This window comes from Glycomyces tenuis DSM 44171, from assembly GCF_000427885.1.
Taxonomy (GTDB): Bacteria; Actinomycetota; Actinomycetes; order Mycobacteriales; family Micromonosporaceae; genus Glycomyces; species Glycomyces tenuis.
On the sequence record NZ_ATYW01000022.1, the window covers coordinates 40,962 to 54,903 of the forward strand.

Annotated in this window: 11 protein-coding genes; 4 read left to right on the plus strand and 7 right to left on the minus strand. The window is 74.3% G+C overall.

The features are described from left to right. Window positions 1–4: 4 nt before the first annotated feature. Window positions 5–937, minus strand: coding sequence for a LysR family transcriptional regulator (locus YWW_RS0120820; RefSeq protein ID WP_342673586.1), 933 nt, complete (start codon window positions 935–937; stop codon window positions 5–7). 131 nt (window positions 938–1,068) lie between these two features. On the opposite strand from YWW_RS0120820, the gene YWW_RS0120825 reads away from it, so the two are divergent. The 4 genes from YWW_RS0120825 to YWW_RS0120840 all read left to right on the plus strand — a co-directional run bounded on the left by YWW_RS0120825 (window position 1,069) and on the right by YWW_RS0120840 (window position 5,461). Next, window positions 1,069–1,746 (plus strand): succinate dehydrogenase/fumarate reductase transmembrane subunit, encoded by a 678-nt coding sequence (locus YWW_RS0120825; RefSeq protein ID WP_026931621.1) that lies wholly within the window; start codon window positions 1,069–1,071, stop codon window positions 1,744–1,746. 1 nt (window position 1,747) lies between these two features. Then, the gene (locus tag YWW_RS0120830; protein ID WP_026931622.1) at window positions 1,748–3,688 is read left to right on the plus strand and encodes a fumarate reductase/succinate dehydrogenase flavoprotein subunit; all 1,941 of its coding nucleotides are present in this window, start codon (window positions 1,748–1,750) and stop codon (window positions 3,686–3,688) included. Continuing rightward, complete coding sequence (locus YWW_RS0120835; protein ID WP_026931623.1) at window positions 3,685–4,431, plus strand: succinate dehydrogenase/fumarate reductase iron-sulfur subunit; 747 nt, start codon at window positions 3,685–3,687, stop codon at window positions 4,429–4,431. Before YWW_RS0120830 ends, YWW_RS0120835 begins: the two co-directional genes overlap by 4 nt. 268 nt (window positions 4,432–4,699) lie before the next feature. Further along, a complete protein-coding gene (locus YWW_RS0120840) occupies window positions 4,700–5,461 on the plus strand; it encodes a MerR family transcriptional regulator (protein ID WP_026931624.1) in 762 nt (253 codons plus the stop codon). Between the two features lie 61 nt (window positions 5,462–5,522). Here YWW_RS0120840 and YWW_RS0120845 read toward each other — a convergent pair whose 3' ends face one another. The 6 genes from YWW_RS0120845 to YWW_RS32010 form a co-directional block, all read right to left on the minus strand. Next, a complete protein-coding gene (locus YWW_RS0120845; protein WP_026931625.1) occupies window positions 5,523–6,707 on the minus strand; it encodes a hypothetical protein in 1,185 nt (394 codons plus the stop codon). 159 nt (window positions 6,708–6,866) lie between these two features. After that, window positions 6,867–8,033: a type III PLP-dependent enzyme domain-containing protein gene (locus YWW_RS0120850; RefSeq protein ID WP_026931626.1), complete on the minus strand. Its 1,167-nt coding sequence runs from the start codon at window positions 8,031–8,033 to the stop codon at window positions 6,867–6,869. Then, on the minus strand, window positions 7,997–9,529 hold the full coding sequence (locus tag YWW_RS37850; RefSeq protein WP_051326120.1) for an IucA/IucC family protein: 1,533 nt from the start codon (window positions 9,527–9,529) through the stop codon (window positions 7,997–7,999). The genes YWW_RS0120850 and YWW_RS37850 overlap by 37 nt, the downstream gene beginning before the upstream one ends. Next, on the minus strand, window positions 9,526–10,887 hold the full coding sequence (locus tag YWW_RS32000) for an IucA/IucC family protein (protein WP_051326121.1): 1,362 nt from the start codon (window positions 10,885–10,887) through the stop codon (window positions 9,526–9,528). The genes YWW_RS37850 and YWW_RS32000 overlap by 4 nt, the downstream gene beginning before the upstream one ends. A 48-nt stretch (window positions 10,888–10,935) precedes the next feature. Then, complete coding sequence (locus tag YWW_RS36995; protein WP_081687652.1) at window positions 10,936–12,210, minus strand: J domain-containing protein; 1,275 nt, start codon at window positions 12,208–12,210, stop codon at window positions 10,936–10,938. Between the two features lie 163 nt (window positions 12,211–12,373). Beyond that, window positions 12,374–13,900, minus strand: a complete 1,527-nt coding sequence (locus YWW_RS32010) for a molybdopterin-dependent oxidoreductase (protein ID WP_051326122.1) — start codon at window positions 13,898–13,900, stop codon at window positions 12,374–12,376. Between the last annotated feature and the right edge of the window lie 42 nt (window positions 13,901–13,942).

Genomic DNA, 13,942 nt, shown 5'->3' on the forward strand with positions numbered 1-13,942 from the left:
GGTCTTAGACGGTGCGCATGCCTTCGGGCAGTCGCCCCCAGGCGTGCAGGTCGGTCAGGTGGGCCTGGAGGCAGTCGGCGAAGGCCTTGGCGGCCTTGGTGGGCGGGGCCTCGGATCGGGCGGTGAGCGCGATGGTGCGGCTGGCGCCGGGCGGGGCGATGGGCGTGGCGCGCAGGCCCGGGGAGGCGGCGGCGATCATGGCCGGCAGGAGCGCGATGCCCAGGCCGGCCTCGACGAGGCTGGCGACGGCGTCGGTGGCGCCGCCGTCGACGGCGACGATCGGGGTGAACCCGGCGGCCTCGCAGGTGGCGATGGTGAGCTTGCGCAGGTCGTAGCCGTGCGCGGGGAGCACGAACGGTTGTTCGCGCAGCTGCGCCAGGCCGATGTGGGCTTGGCGGGTGAGCGGGGGCAAGGCGGCGGCGGAGGCGACGACGAGCGCTTCGGACAGCAGCGGCTGGACGGCCAGGCCGGCCTCGGTGGGGGTGCCGCCGATGGTGAAGGCGAGGTCGAGGTCGCCGGCGGCGAGGCGTTCGCTCAACGGCTCGGAGCCGTCTTCGGTGAGGGTGACGGTGACGCCGGGATGGGCCTCGGCGTAGCGGACCAGGAGCGGGGCGATGAGCCAGGAGCACAGGCTCGGGGTGGCGCCGAGCCGAAGGCGTCCTTTGCGGACGGCGAGGACGTCGTCGATGTCGGCGCGGGCGGCCTCGTGGGCGGCGGTGATGCGGCGGGCGTGGCCCAGGAGGGTGCGGCCGATGTCGGTCAGTTCGATGCGGCCGCGGGCGCGGGTGAACACCGCGGCGCCCAGTTCGTGTTCGAGCGCTTGGATCTGCTTGCTCAATGACGGTTGTGTCACACCCAGGTTTTCGGCCGCCTGCGTGAAATGACGGGTTTGCGCGACGGCGAGGAACGCGTTCAACTGCTGCGGGCGCATGTCCATACCGTATCGGCATGGAAACTGCCGACACCATGAATTGGACTCGTGACATCGGTCGCGTTTAGCGTGTTCATGTGTCTACGGAACTCAAATCGCGCACCGCCGCGCCACCGGCGGGCGCGCCGGCGCGGCCCCTGCCCCGGTGGCGCTCCTCGATCGGGCTGAAGATCGTCATGGCCGTCTCCGGGGTGCTGATGGTGCTGTTCATCATCGCCCACATGGCCGGCAACCTCCACATCTTCGAAGGCCGCGAAGAGATGAACGACTACGCGCACGGCCTGCGCACCTTCGGTGAGCCGATCCTGCCGCACGAGTCGCTGCTGTGGGTGCTGCGCCTCGGATTGATCGCCTCGATCGGCGCCCACCTGTGGTCGGGCATCGTGCTCTCCAGGCGCGCCCACCTGGCCCGCCCGGTCAAGTACGCGCACCGCCACAAGGCCCGCGGCGAATCGCGGGGCGCCTACGGCGTCATGCGCTGGGGCGGGATCACCATCGCCGCGTTCGTCGTCTGGCACCTGCTGGACCTGACGTTCCGGACGGTCAACCCGGTCAAGGACGTCCCCGACGCCTACGGCGCCGTCGTCGCCACCTTCGCGCCCGAACGCTGGCCGGTGACCGTGTTCTACCTGCTGGCGCTGGTCGCCCTCGGGTTCCACCTGCGGCACGGCATCTGGTCGGCCGTGCAGACCATCGCCGGCCCCGGGCCGGTGTGGCGCCGCCGCTGGCAGGCCGTCGCCCTGACCGTGGCCGCCGTCGTCGTGGCCGGGTTCGCGATCGTGCCCCTGGCCGTCTCCTTCGGATTGGTGAGCTGACATGAGCACAGCCGAGTACTACACCGGCGGCGAGCCGATCGCCGACACCAAGGCCCCCGCCGGGCCCATCAACGAACGCTGGCAGACCCGCCGCTTCACCGGACGGCTGGTCAACCCCGCCAACCGGCGCAAACTCCGCGTCATCGTCGTCGGCACCGGCCTGGCCGGCGCCAGCGCCGCGGCCACCCTCGGCGAACTGGGCTACCGGGTGGCCAACTACTGCTTCCAGGACTCGCCCAGGCGGGCCCACTCCATCGCCGCCCAGGGCGGGATCAACGCCGCCAAGAACTACCGCAACGACGGTGACTCGGTCCACCGCCTGTTCTACGACACCGTCAAAGGCGGCGACTTCCGCTCCCGGGAGTCGAACGTGCACCGCCTCGCGGAGATCTCGACCGAGATCATCGACCAGTGCGTCGCCCAGGGCGTCCCCTTCGCCCGCGAATACGGCGGCCTGCTCGACAACCGGTCCTTCGGCGGCGCCCAGGTCTCGCGCACCTTCTACGCCCGCGGCCAGACCGGCCAGCAGCTCCTGCTCGGCGCCTACCAGGCCCTGGAGCGCCAGGTCGCGGCCGGCACGGTCGAGCTGCACACCCGCCACGAGATGCTCGAGCTGATCGTGACCGGCGGCAGGGCCCGCGGCATCGTCGTGCGCGACCTGGTCACCGGCGAGGTCGCCACCGAGATCGCCGACGCGGTCGTGCTGGCCACCGGCGGGTACGGGAACGTGTTCTTCCTGTCGACCAACGCCAAGGGCTGCAACGTCACCGCCTCGTGGCGGGCCCACCGGCAAGGCGCCTACTTCGCCAACCCGTGCTACACGCAGATCCACCCCACCTGCATCCCGCAGTCGGGGGACCACCAGTCGAAGCTGACGCTCATGTCCGAGAGCCTGCGCAACGACGGGCGCGTGTGGGTGCCCGCCGAGCGCGGCGACGACCGCGAGCCCGGCGACATCCCCGAGTCCGAACGCGACTACTACCTCGAGCGGCGCTACCCCGCGTTCGGGAACCTCGTGCCCCGCGACATCGCCTCCCGCGCGGCCAAGGCCGTGTGCGACGAAGGCCGCGGCGTCGGCCCCGGCGGGCTCGGGGTCTACCTCGACTTCGCCGACGCGATCGACCGGCTCGGCAAGGACGCCGTCGAAGCCAAATACGGGAACCTCTTCCAGATGTACGAGCGGATCACCGGCGAGAACCCGTACGAGCGGCCCATGCGGATCTACCCGGCCGTGCACTACACCATGGGCGGCCTGTGGGTCGACTACGACCTCCAGTCGAACATCCCGGGCCTGTTCGTGACCGGCGAGGCGAACTTCTCCGACCACGGCGCGAACCGGCTCGGCGCCTCGGCGCTCATGCAGGGCCTGTCCGACGGGTACTTCGTGCTGCCGAACACGATCTCGGACTACCTCGCCGACGGCCCGTTCGAGGCCGTGGACGAGGACCACGAATCGGTCGCCGCCGCCCTGGGCGCGGTGAACGAGCGCATCGAGTTCTTCTTGAACAACGACGGCGACCGCACCGTCGACTCCTTCCACCGCGAACTGGGCCGCATCATGTGGGAGTACTGCGGTATGGAGCGCACCGACGAGGGCCTGCGCAAGGCCATCGGGCTCATCCGCGACCTCAAGGCCGAGTTCTACAAGCGGGTCAAGGTCACCGGCAAGGCCGCCGAGCTCAACCAGCAGCTCGAGAAGGCCGGGCGCGTCGCCGACTTCTTCGAACTCGGCGAGCTGATGTGCATCGACGCGCTGCACCGCACCGAATCGTGCGGCGGGCACTTCCGCGCCGAGTCCCAGACCGAGGACGGCGAGGCCAAACGCGACGACGAGCACTTCTCGTACGTCGCGGCCTGGGAGTTCGCCGGCTCCGAGCCCGTGCTCCACAAGGAGCACCTGGAATTCGAATACGTCAAGCCCACCCAACGGAGCTACAAGTGAAACTACGCCTGCGTATCTGGCGCCAGAGCGACGCCGAGTCCAAGGGCAAGATGGTGTCCTATGTGATCGACGGCGTCTCGGAGGACGCGTCGTTCCTGGAGATGCTCGACGTGCTCAACGAGGAGCTCATCGCCGACGGCGAGGACCCGGTCGCGTTCGACCACGACTGTCGCGAAGGGATCTGCGGGGCCTGCTCGCTGGTCATCGACGGCCAGCCGCACGGCCCGCAGGCCGCCACGACGACCTGCCAGCTGCACATGCGCCAGTACTCCGACGGCGACACGATCGACATCGAGCCGTGGCGGGCCGGCGCGTTCCCGGTCGTCAAGGACCTCGTGGTCGACCGCTCGGCGTTCGACCGGATCATCCAGGCCGGCGGGTACATCTCGGCGCCGACCGGGACCGCCCCGGACGCGCACGCCGTCCCGGTCCCCAAGGCCGACGCCGACGCCGCGTTCAGCGCGGCGGCGTGCATCGGCTGCGGCGCGTGCGTCGCGGCCTGCCCGAACGGCTCGGGGATGCTGTTCATGGCCGCGAAGGTGGCGCACCTGGGGCTCATGCCGCAGGGCCAGCCCGAGCGGCACACCCGCGTGCTCGGCATGGTCGCCGCCCACGACGAGGCCGGTTTCGGCGGCTGCACCAACACCGGCGAGTGCTCGGCGGCGTGCCCCAAGGAGATCGGCCTGGACGTCATCGGCCGGCTCAACAAGGACTTCCGCAAGGCGGCGGCCCGCGCCGCCTAGGAGCCCAACGGACGTGTGGCCCCCGGCGAAGCCGGGGGCCACACGCACTTCAGCCCCGCGTGAACGGGGAGCACTCGCCGGGTCAGGCCGCGGCATACTGCGCCGACCGGCTCGCCCCGCCTGCGTGGGGAACATTCACCCTGAACAACGAACGAGACTCGCTCCAGTCGTGCCCCGAGCGAGTGATGCGCGTCTCTCGGATTCAGTCTTGCGGTTGACGTAGCGTCAGCTTCTAGCGTCGAAGGCACATCGACGAGAGAGGAAGCCGATGCGGACCTGGACGACCGCCGAGGTGTCGAAGATGGCCGGCATATCGCCGCGAACGCTGCGGCACTACGACGCGATCGGGTTGCTCGAACCCGCTGCCACCGGGCACGGGGGCATGCGCCACTACGGCCACCGCGAGCTGCTCAGGCTCCAGCAGATCCTGCTGCTGCGGCGCCTCGGCCTGGCGCTGGAGACCATCGGCGACATCCTCGACGGCGGCCTGGACACCGTCGCGGCCCTGCGCCGCCACGCCGAGCAGCTCGAGGGCGAACGCGAACGCCTCGACCGCCTGGCCGCCACCGTCGACGACACCATCCGACAACTCGAAGGAGGCCAGCCGATGGCACCCGAAACCTGGTTCGAAGGGCTCGACGCCGGGCGCCAGTCCGAATACGAGGCCGAAGCGCGGCGCCGCTGGGGCGACGCCGTCGTCGACGCGGGCGAGCGGGCCGTCAAGCAGATGAGCCCGGCCGAACGCGCCCGGATCCCCGCTCGCTTCGAGGAGATCCACCAGCGCCTCGCCGCCCGCATGGAGGCGGGCGACGGCTCCGGCGACGACGCCGTCCAGGCCATCGTCGCCGACCACTACCGGTTCATGGAGCGGCTGTGGGGCACCGCCCCCACCGCCGAGGCGTACAAGGGACTCGGCTCGCTCTACACCGACGACCCCGCCTTCACCGCCACGTACGACGCGGTCGCCCACGGCCTGGCCGCCTACCTGCGGGACGCCATGCACGCCTGGGCCGACCGGCACCTCGCCTGACGGCACGGACACGGCCGGGCCGCCGCGCTTCACCGCGCGGCGGCCCGGCCGCCGTCGCCTGTCACCGGCCCGGGTGGTGCAGTTCGATGAACTTCGCCGCCGAGGCGACCAGGGCCCCTTCGGCGGCGTGGCGGGACCGCAGCCGCTCCACCAGATCGGCCAGGACACCGGCCAGGTCCGCCGCCAGATCCCGCTGCCTGCGGACCGCGTCGGTCAAGGCCAACAGCATCGCCAGCCACACCGGGCCGTGATCGCGGAAGTTCAACCTGAGGTTCCGCTCGCCTTCCCGGTCGGCCGCGGCCAGCAGATAGTGGATCTCGGTCGCCATCCGCCACGCCAGGGCCGGATGGGACACCCGCAGCGCCTCGACCGCGCCGCCCACGGCGTGCAGCGCCACCGGCGCCAGGCCCGGGTCGCACCGCGCCGAGATCGCCGGCGGCGCATCGTGCGCGACCGGGTCGGGGCACAGGCGGTCGATCAGGTTCGCGTCGGCGAACACGCCGAGCCGCCCGGCGGCGACCAGTGCCGCCCGCAGCGTCAGCGGCGGCGCGGCCGAGCGGTGCGGCGCGGCGGGGTCGGCGCCGGGGAAGTGCTCGGCCAGCAGCCGGGCGGCCGAGCGGGCGTAGGCGTCCCGGCCGGCGGCGGCGTGCAGCTCGACCGCCAGACCGAGCACGTCGCGCAGGTAGTCGCGCCGGGCCGCCTCGTCGCCCTGGCCGGGGATGGCCAGGATCATGCGGGCGGCCTGGTCGGCGGCGCCGACGGCGAGATCGGGGTCGGCGGCGTGGTGCAGGATCCGGGCGTTGCGGGCCAGCGCCGCGGCCAGGGCCCAGAACGTCGGCCCCGACGGGTCGACCGCGTCCCGGCGGTCGTAGGAGCGGACGGCACTGTCGGCGGCCGTGGCGGCGGTCAACAGGTGCCCGGCCCGCAGGTGGGCCTCGGCCAGGTCGAGTTCGACCTCGGCGAGCTCAGTGCGGGGCCGGTCGAGTTCCCGCAGGTGACGCAGGCGCTCGGTCAGGGCCACGGCGGCGCGGCCGGGCTGTTTCAAGGCGTTCTCGGAGGCGGCGACCTGGGCGAGGAGCTCGGCCAGTTCGGTGCGGGCCGACTCGTCGTCGGACCGGGTGCGCAGATGGTCGCGGTATTCGGCGGCCGCGCGGTGGTAGCCGGTCAGCGCGGTCTGGTGATTGCCGGCCGAGGCCAGCCGCGCCGCGTCCCGGTGCGTCTTGCGGGCGTGACGCTTGTTGGGCATGACTACTCCTCGAAGGAGAGGGATCGCAGAGGTCTTAGATTGTCATGTGGCGCGTGGTGCGCGTCACTTGGGCGGCCGCGGTGGGCTGGTCGCGGCGCTCCGGCGTTGCCGGGTACCTCATCGTAGTCGGATGCTCTCGCCGCTCGGCGGCGGGCGATTTCAGACCCGGTCGATGACGATCTGCAAGGGCCGCTGGTGATCGAGGAACCGGTCGTGGGAGATCTCCCAGCCGTAGGCGCCGGCGTCGGCGAACAGGAGCCGGTCCCCGGCCGCGAGCGAGGCGACGCGCTGCCCGGCGTTGAGGACGTCGCGGGGCGTGCACAGCTCCCCGCACACGCGCACCTCGACGTCGTCGAGCCGCGGGCGCGGCCACGGGTGGGCCCAGTGGTCGACCGGGACGACGGTGAACGGATGCGAGTAGCCCCACGCCGCCGGGAGCCGGAAATGGTGGGTGCCGCCGCGCACGACCGCGAACGCCCGGCCGGCGACGGTCTTGACGTCGACGACTTCGGCCAGATACCAGCCGGCCGGGGCCGCGAGGTACCGGCCGGGCTCGAAGACGAGCTCGACGCCGCCGGCGTCGAGGCCCTCGAGGCCGGCCGCGAGGGCGGCCAGGTCGATCGTCTCGCCCCTGGGGTCGGCGCCGAGCCCGCCGCCGACGTTCACATAGCGCAGGTCGATGCGCGCCTCGGCCGCGGCCCCGCGCGCCCAGGCGAGGGCGCCGGTGACGTGGGCGGCGTAGGCGGCCGCGTCCAGGCAGTTCGAGACGGCGTGGAGGTGGAAGCCGACCACGTCCAGGCCGAGGGCGGCCGCGCGGGCCGCGGCGGCGGGCACCTCGGCCGCGTCGATGCCGAACGGGGTGGGCTCCCCGGCCATGCGGTGGCTGCCGGGCAGGGGCCGCCCGCGGTTGACGCGCAGCGCCACCGGCCCGCCGAAGCCGGCCTCGGCCAGGCCGTCGAGCTCGGCCAGGCGTTCGACGTGGACGCACAGGTCCGCTTCGGCCGCCGCGGCCCGGGCGAAGTCGCGGCCGGTCTTGGCCGGGCCCGAGAAGGCCAGGCGGGAGGCGCCGGCCTCCAGGGCCCGGCCGAGCTCGCCGGCCGAGGCGCATTCGATGCCGTCGGCGGCCTCGGTGGCGGCGGCCAGGATCGCCGGGTTCGCGCAGGCCTTCATGGCGTACAGGATCGTGTGCCCGGCGAGGGCCTCGCGGAGCGCGGCGAGGCGGGCGAGGAGGCGCTCGGGCGAGTAGATCCAGGCGCACGCCGGGGACGGCAGTCCCCGGGCGAGGTCGGTCACGGCGCTCGCCGGTGCAGGGGGTTGTCGACCCATGCCTCGACCTCCGTTCCGGGATGGAGCCGCATCGTCAGCAGCGCCTTGGTCGGCATCCGTTCGGCAAGGTAGCGGTCGCGGTCGCCCGGCGGCAGGTCGAGTCCGGCGACGAGGTCGGCCAGGTCGGCCCAGAAGCGGGCGGCGTCCAGGCCGCAGTCGCGCGCCAGGGCCTGGACGATCGCGGCCAGCTGGTTCTGGAACAGCGTATAGGCCACTTTCGCGATCACCTCGCCGTGTCCGGCGGCGCGGACGGGGCTGTCCGGCGGCAGGTCGATGGCGAACGGCAGCGCGGGAGGGTGGAGGCGGACGCCGCCGAGGTCGCGGGTGATCAGCCGGACCGGTTCGGGCCCGGCGAAGGCGATCAGGCTGTTCTGGAGGTGGGCCTCCAGGCCGATCCCGGCCTCCGAGGCCAGGCGCAGCACCGGCGGGACCACCAGGGACGCGTAGGAGCGGATCCACGCTTCGGCGCCGCCGGCCCAGTGGGCGTACTCGGCGGCGAGGGAGGCGCCGGTGACCGGGGAGGCCGTGCACAGTGCCGAGGCGGGCACCACGACGGTGCCGGGCGGGGCGGCCTCGGCCAGGGGGGCGCGGGCGATCGCCGTCAGGTCGCGCGAGCCCGGCAGCCAGGCGCCGGCCTGGTCGGCCGCGATCGCGTGGCGCTCGTCGGCCCCGACCAGGCGGGCGAGGGCGCCGGTCAGGGCGGGCGCGAGGCGCGCGGTCGCGGGGGAGATGTCGCGTCTGGTGGAGGTGATGTGGATGCCGAGGGCGAGTTTGAGGTGGCCGGGGCGCCCGGCGCCGCAGACGGTGCGGACCGCGGCGGTCGGCCAGGCCAGGACGGTCTGGTCGAGCAGGCGCAGGCGGCCGGTCGCGAACAGGTCCCGGTGGGCCGGGAGGATCCGGTGCTCGAGCTGCCAGGGGTGGACCGGCACGACGGGGTCGGGCAGGTCGAGGCCGGCCAGCATGGCGTGGTCGCGGAAGTCGCCGCCGGAGCGGGCCAGGAGCCCGGTCGGGTCGGCCAGGAGCCGGACGGGGACCGGGCGGGGCGTCTCGACGTCGAAGCGGGCGAAGTCGGACGGGCCCCAGCCCAGGCGGGTGCGGGCGCACGGGTGGAGCTGGTGGCCGTCGGTGGCGAGGGTCTCCAGCAGTCGGGCGGTGCCGTCGGCGTCTTTGGCGCAGCCGGCCAGCAGGGCCGCCAGTGAGGAGGCGCCGGCGCGGTCGGCCAGGGCGGCGAGGTGGCGGCGGCGCTCGGCGCCGCGGGCGGCGGCGATGGCGTGGCCGGTCTCGGCGGAGGCGAGTTCGGCGGCCAGGTGGGCCGGGGCGGGTGAGCCGAGGATCGCCTCGAGGGCCTCCAGCGGGGTGAGCTCGGGGGCGCTGGTGACGGTGAGCTGGTTGAACGGGCCCTCGTGGGCGGTGAACGGGATCGGCCGGGGGCGTTCGCGCAGGCCGTTGAGGTTCTCGCGCCAGGCGGCGGCCAGGATCTTCGAGGTGAGGTTCACGCGTCCGCCAGCGGGTTGTCGACTCCGGCCCACAGGTCGGCGAGCGGGTCGTCGGCCAGTCGCATCGCGGTGGTGGCCTTGATCGGCCAGGTCGGGGCGAACAGCGCCGATGTCAGCGCGGGCGAGGCGGCCGCGGCCGCCCGGGCGGGCCCGGCCAGGGTCTTCCACCACCGGCCGGGGGCGGTGCCGCTCCAGGCGGCGATGGCGTCGACGAGGGCGCCCAGGGTCGTCGGGAACAGGGCGGCCAGGAGTTTGCGGACGCGTTCGTCCTCGTCGTCGCACCTCAAGGCGCCGCGCAGGGACGGCCAGCCCGCGGAGGGGACGCGGATGCCGCCCAGGTCGCGGTAGACCAGGCCGGTCGCCCTGCCGACCGCGTCGAAGGCGACGAGGGTGTTCTGGCCGTGGGCTTCGAGGGCGGCGCCGGTCGCGGCGAACAGCCGCAGCGGTGCCGCGGCGGCCTCGGCGAGGGCGCTCCACCACCGGTCGAGCTCGGCTCCGGCGATGGCGGCGCCGATGGGGCGGCCGGTGGCCGGGCAGGGCTCGGCCAGGGCCGCGAGGGGGACGACGCGCGGTCCGGCGAGGGTGTGGGGGGCGGGGCGGATGATCGCGGCCAGGTCGGGCCGGGGCCCGTCCGGTCCGCGGGCGGCCGCGGCGCGCTCGGGCAGGATCGTGATGCCCGAGCGGCGGGCGGGCGCGGCGAGCCGCGCCGACACGATCGGTCCGTTGTGGATGGCAGCGGGGGTGACGTGGCGGACCGCCGAGGTCAGTTGGAGGTCGACGGCGCATTTGACGTGCCATCGGCCGGTCGAGACGGTGCGCAGGCTCATCAGCGGCGCGGCCCCCTCCCAGGCCCGCTCGGGCGCGGCCAGGCCGTGGCGGGCGGCCTGCCAGGGGTGGACCGGCAGCAGCGGCCCCTCTCGGCCCCGGGCCGGCCAGTCGGGGTCGGCGGCGAGGCCTGGGAGGCGGTGGAGGCCGAGGGCGATCCGGGGCCGGTGCTCGGGGGCCCACGCCCGGATCTCGGCCTCGGTCAAAGCGCCGCGGGAGCGGGCGAGGGGGTGGGTGGGGTGGCCGAGGACGACGGCCTGCTCGAACCAGACCGTCGGGTCGGCGTGGGCGGCGGCGGCGCCGACCCACACCTCGGCCGGGTGGGGCCTGGCGGCGTCGAGGGCGAGCGCGGTCCCGGCCACGGCCTGGGCGATCTCGGCGCGGAAGCGGGCCGCGTGGGGTGATGCGGCGCTGATCGCCTCGGCGGCCTCGGCGGCCGTGGCGCAGGCGGCGGGGCCGGGGAGCGCCTCACGCGCGGCGGCCTGGCGCAGACGGTCGGCCACCAGGGTGTCGGCGCGGCGGATGGCGTTCATCGCTTTGCACTGTACTCACTTCGGACCCAAGGCGACTCGTGCGTTCGGTCACGCGCGCACGGCGGGGGCGCGCGAGGTCGAGCGCTGCGCGGGGACCGCGGCCAGGCGCAGCCGCAGGGACTGGAGCACCGGCAGGTCGTAGTGGCCGCCGCCGGCGGCCAGCCACAGGCCGATGTCGGCCGCCGCGGCGTCGACGGCGACGTCGTCGACGCCGCCGTCGAGGGTGGTCGGGCCCTCTTCGGGCAGGGTCGGCCACAGCACCCAGCCGTGGACGTGGGCCTCCGGCAGGTCGGTGGCGATGCGTTCGACGGCCTCGGCGAGATTGGCGGCGTCGGCGTCGCCGACTTCGCGGCCGACCGGGGCGCACAGCAGCGCGAGGCGGTCGCCGCACACGATGGCATGCGGGACGCGGACGTCGTCGGTGGCAGGCAGGGAGACGAACAGCCGCGCCGCGGGCAGGTTCGTCAAGACCTCGCGCAGCAGCCGCCCGGTGGGGCGGTCGGCCCGGGGGCGGGTGCCGGCCGGGCCGAAGGCGTTGAACTCCCTCAGGGCCGCGCCGACCGAGCGGCGCAGCGCCCCGGCCCAGCGGACGCGGCGGACGGGCCAGATCAGGGCCGCCCCCGACAGGGCGTACAGGGCCAGCCACCAGCCCAGCCAGGAGCCGGGCCCGGCCGTCCAGACCGCGGCGGCGCCGAACAGGACGGCCAGGGCGAGGCGGCCTTTGGGGATCGGCGGGGCGGTCTGCTCGTTGGAGCGGCGGGTGCGGGCGACCTGGCCGAGGACGGCGATCGCTCCGGCGAGGGCGAGCGGGATCGCCAGGGCCCGGACCGGCAGCGGCGCGGCGGTGGCGAGTGCGGCGGCGACGAAGGCGAATCCCGCCCAGGCCCACAGGGCGAAGGCGGCCGCGCACACCCCCAATTCTGTCCACAGTGAAGGCTTGGAGGTGGCGCGGCGGCGTTGCAGCCGCGCGTGCCAGGGGACGGCGACGAGCGCGCCGGGCCCGGGCTCGGGGGGCGCCTCGGCCCGGCGGGCCGCGGCCTCGGGCTGGACGGTCCAGCCGCGGACCTTGCGGTGGGAGGGGCGCGCGGCGGCCCGCCCGTAGCGTTTGGCGGCGCGGCGACCGAACCGCAGCAGGTCGTACTCGCGGCGCAGCGACGCGTCCGAGAGGGTCTCCCAGGCCGCCTGGACCTGGTGGAAGGCGTCCTCGTCACCGCCGCGGTCGGGATGGGTCTCGCGCAGGCGCCGCCGGTAGGCGGCCTGGATCTCGCCACGCGGAGCCTTCGGGCTCACCCCGAGGATGCGGTAGTGGTCTGGTTCGTTCACCACACGGCTCCCGGTCGGTCGTACGGGGATGGGACGGCGCGCATATCGAGGGGGCCGGTCCCGTCCTGTGTGTCAGAACGGGCCGTATCCGCGCCGAGTTCGACGGTAATGGAGCCAATCTACCGCCGGTACGCCTTTTTTGGTGCCGCGAGGTCCGAGAAATTCACGCCACGGTGATCTTGACATTGTGGAGTCCGGTCGCGCCGGACGGTTTGGTGGGCGCGACCTCGTCGGTCTGCACCCGCCCGTCGCCGTCGGTGGCGCGGACGGTCAGGGTGTGCTCGCCGGAGGAGGCGTCCCAGTCGATGCGCCACTGCCGCCAGGTGTCGTCGGTGGCGACATCGGACAGTTCGCATTCGGTCCAGGGGCCGTCGTCGACTTTGAGTTCGACGGCGCTGATGCCCCGGTGCTGGGCCCAGGCGACGCCGGCGACGGTCACCGTCCCGGCGTCGGCGCCCGAGCGGGGCGTGTCGATGCGCGAGGCGGTGTGGACCGGTTCGGGCAGGCCCCAGTCGCGTTCGATCCAGTACGGGTCGTAGGCGTCGAAGGTGGTCAGTTCGAGTTCGGTGAGCCATTTGGTGGCCGAGACGTACCCGTACAGGCCGGGGACGACCAGGCGGGCGGGCCAGCCGTGGTCGACCGGGAGGGGCTCGCCGTTCATGCCGACGGCGATGAGCGCGTCGCGGCCGTCGAAGACCATCGCGGTGGGCGTGCCGGCGGTGAAGCCGTCGACCGAGCGCGACACGAGCTGGTCGGCGCCGGGGTCGGGTTCGGCCTCGGCGAGGAGCTCGGCCAGGGAGACGCCGAGCCAGCGGGCGTTGCCGACCAGGTCCCCGCCGACGGGGTTGGACACGCAGCACAGGGTGATGTCGCGTTCGACCAGTTCGCGGCCGAGGAGGTCGTCGAAGGTGTAGGTGCGTGTCCGTCCGACCATGCCGTGGACGCGCAGGCGCCAGGTGTCGACGTCGACGGCCGGGGAGGTGATGGCGGTGTCGATGCGGTAGAAGTCGGCGTTGGGGGTGCGCCACGGGGCGAGGCCCTCGACGTCGAGGTCGGCGCCGGGGCCCGGTTCGGCGGCCGGCAGGTCCGGCTCGGGCACGGTGAAGGCCTCCCGGTCGGCTTCGACCGAGCCGGGGCCGAAGCGGCGGGCCAGGAGCGAGGCGGCGACCGCACCCGCGCCGACGGCGACGGCCACGGCCAGGAAACGGCGCCGACCGCTCGCGTCGCGCTCGGGCCGGCGGGTGTCCCACCAATGGAGGCACCCCGCGGCCCACAGGCCGGCGGCCAGGGACGGGAGCGCGGCGGCCGGGCCGAGGTCGGGGCGGGTGACGGCGGCCGCGGCGCCGGCGAGCGCCAGGAGCGCGGCGACGGCCGCCCCGGCGGTGCGGGCGGCGCGCCAGGCGATGCCCGCCAGCATCCCGGCCACGGCGACGGCGACGATGATCCCGGCTTGCAGGAGCGGCTTGTCGGCGGTGCCGAAGGTCTCGATGCCCCATTGGGTCACCTGCGGCGGGGAGGCGGCGATGACGACGTCGCTGATCGCCGACAGCGGGGCGGCGCGAGGCGCGAACAGGGCGGCGGCGAGCTGGCCGACGGCCAGGCCGCTCAGGGCCGCGACGAGGCCGGCGAGGGCCCAGGCGCGGGCCGGGGCGCGCTCGGCCTCGGTGTCGGGGACGGTGTGGTCGGTCACGATTCCATCTTCCACGCGACCGGCGCTCGCGCCCCGCTTCAG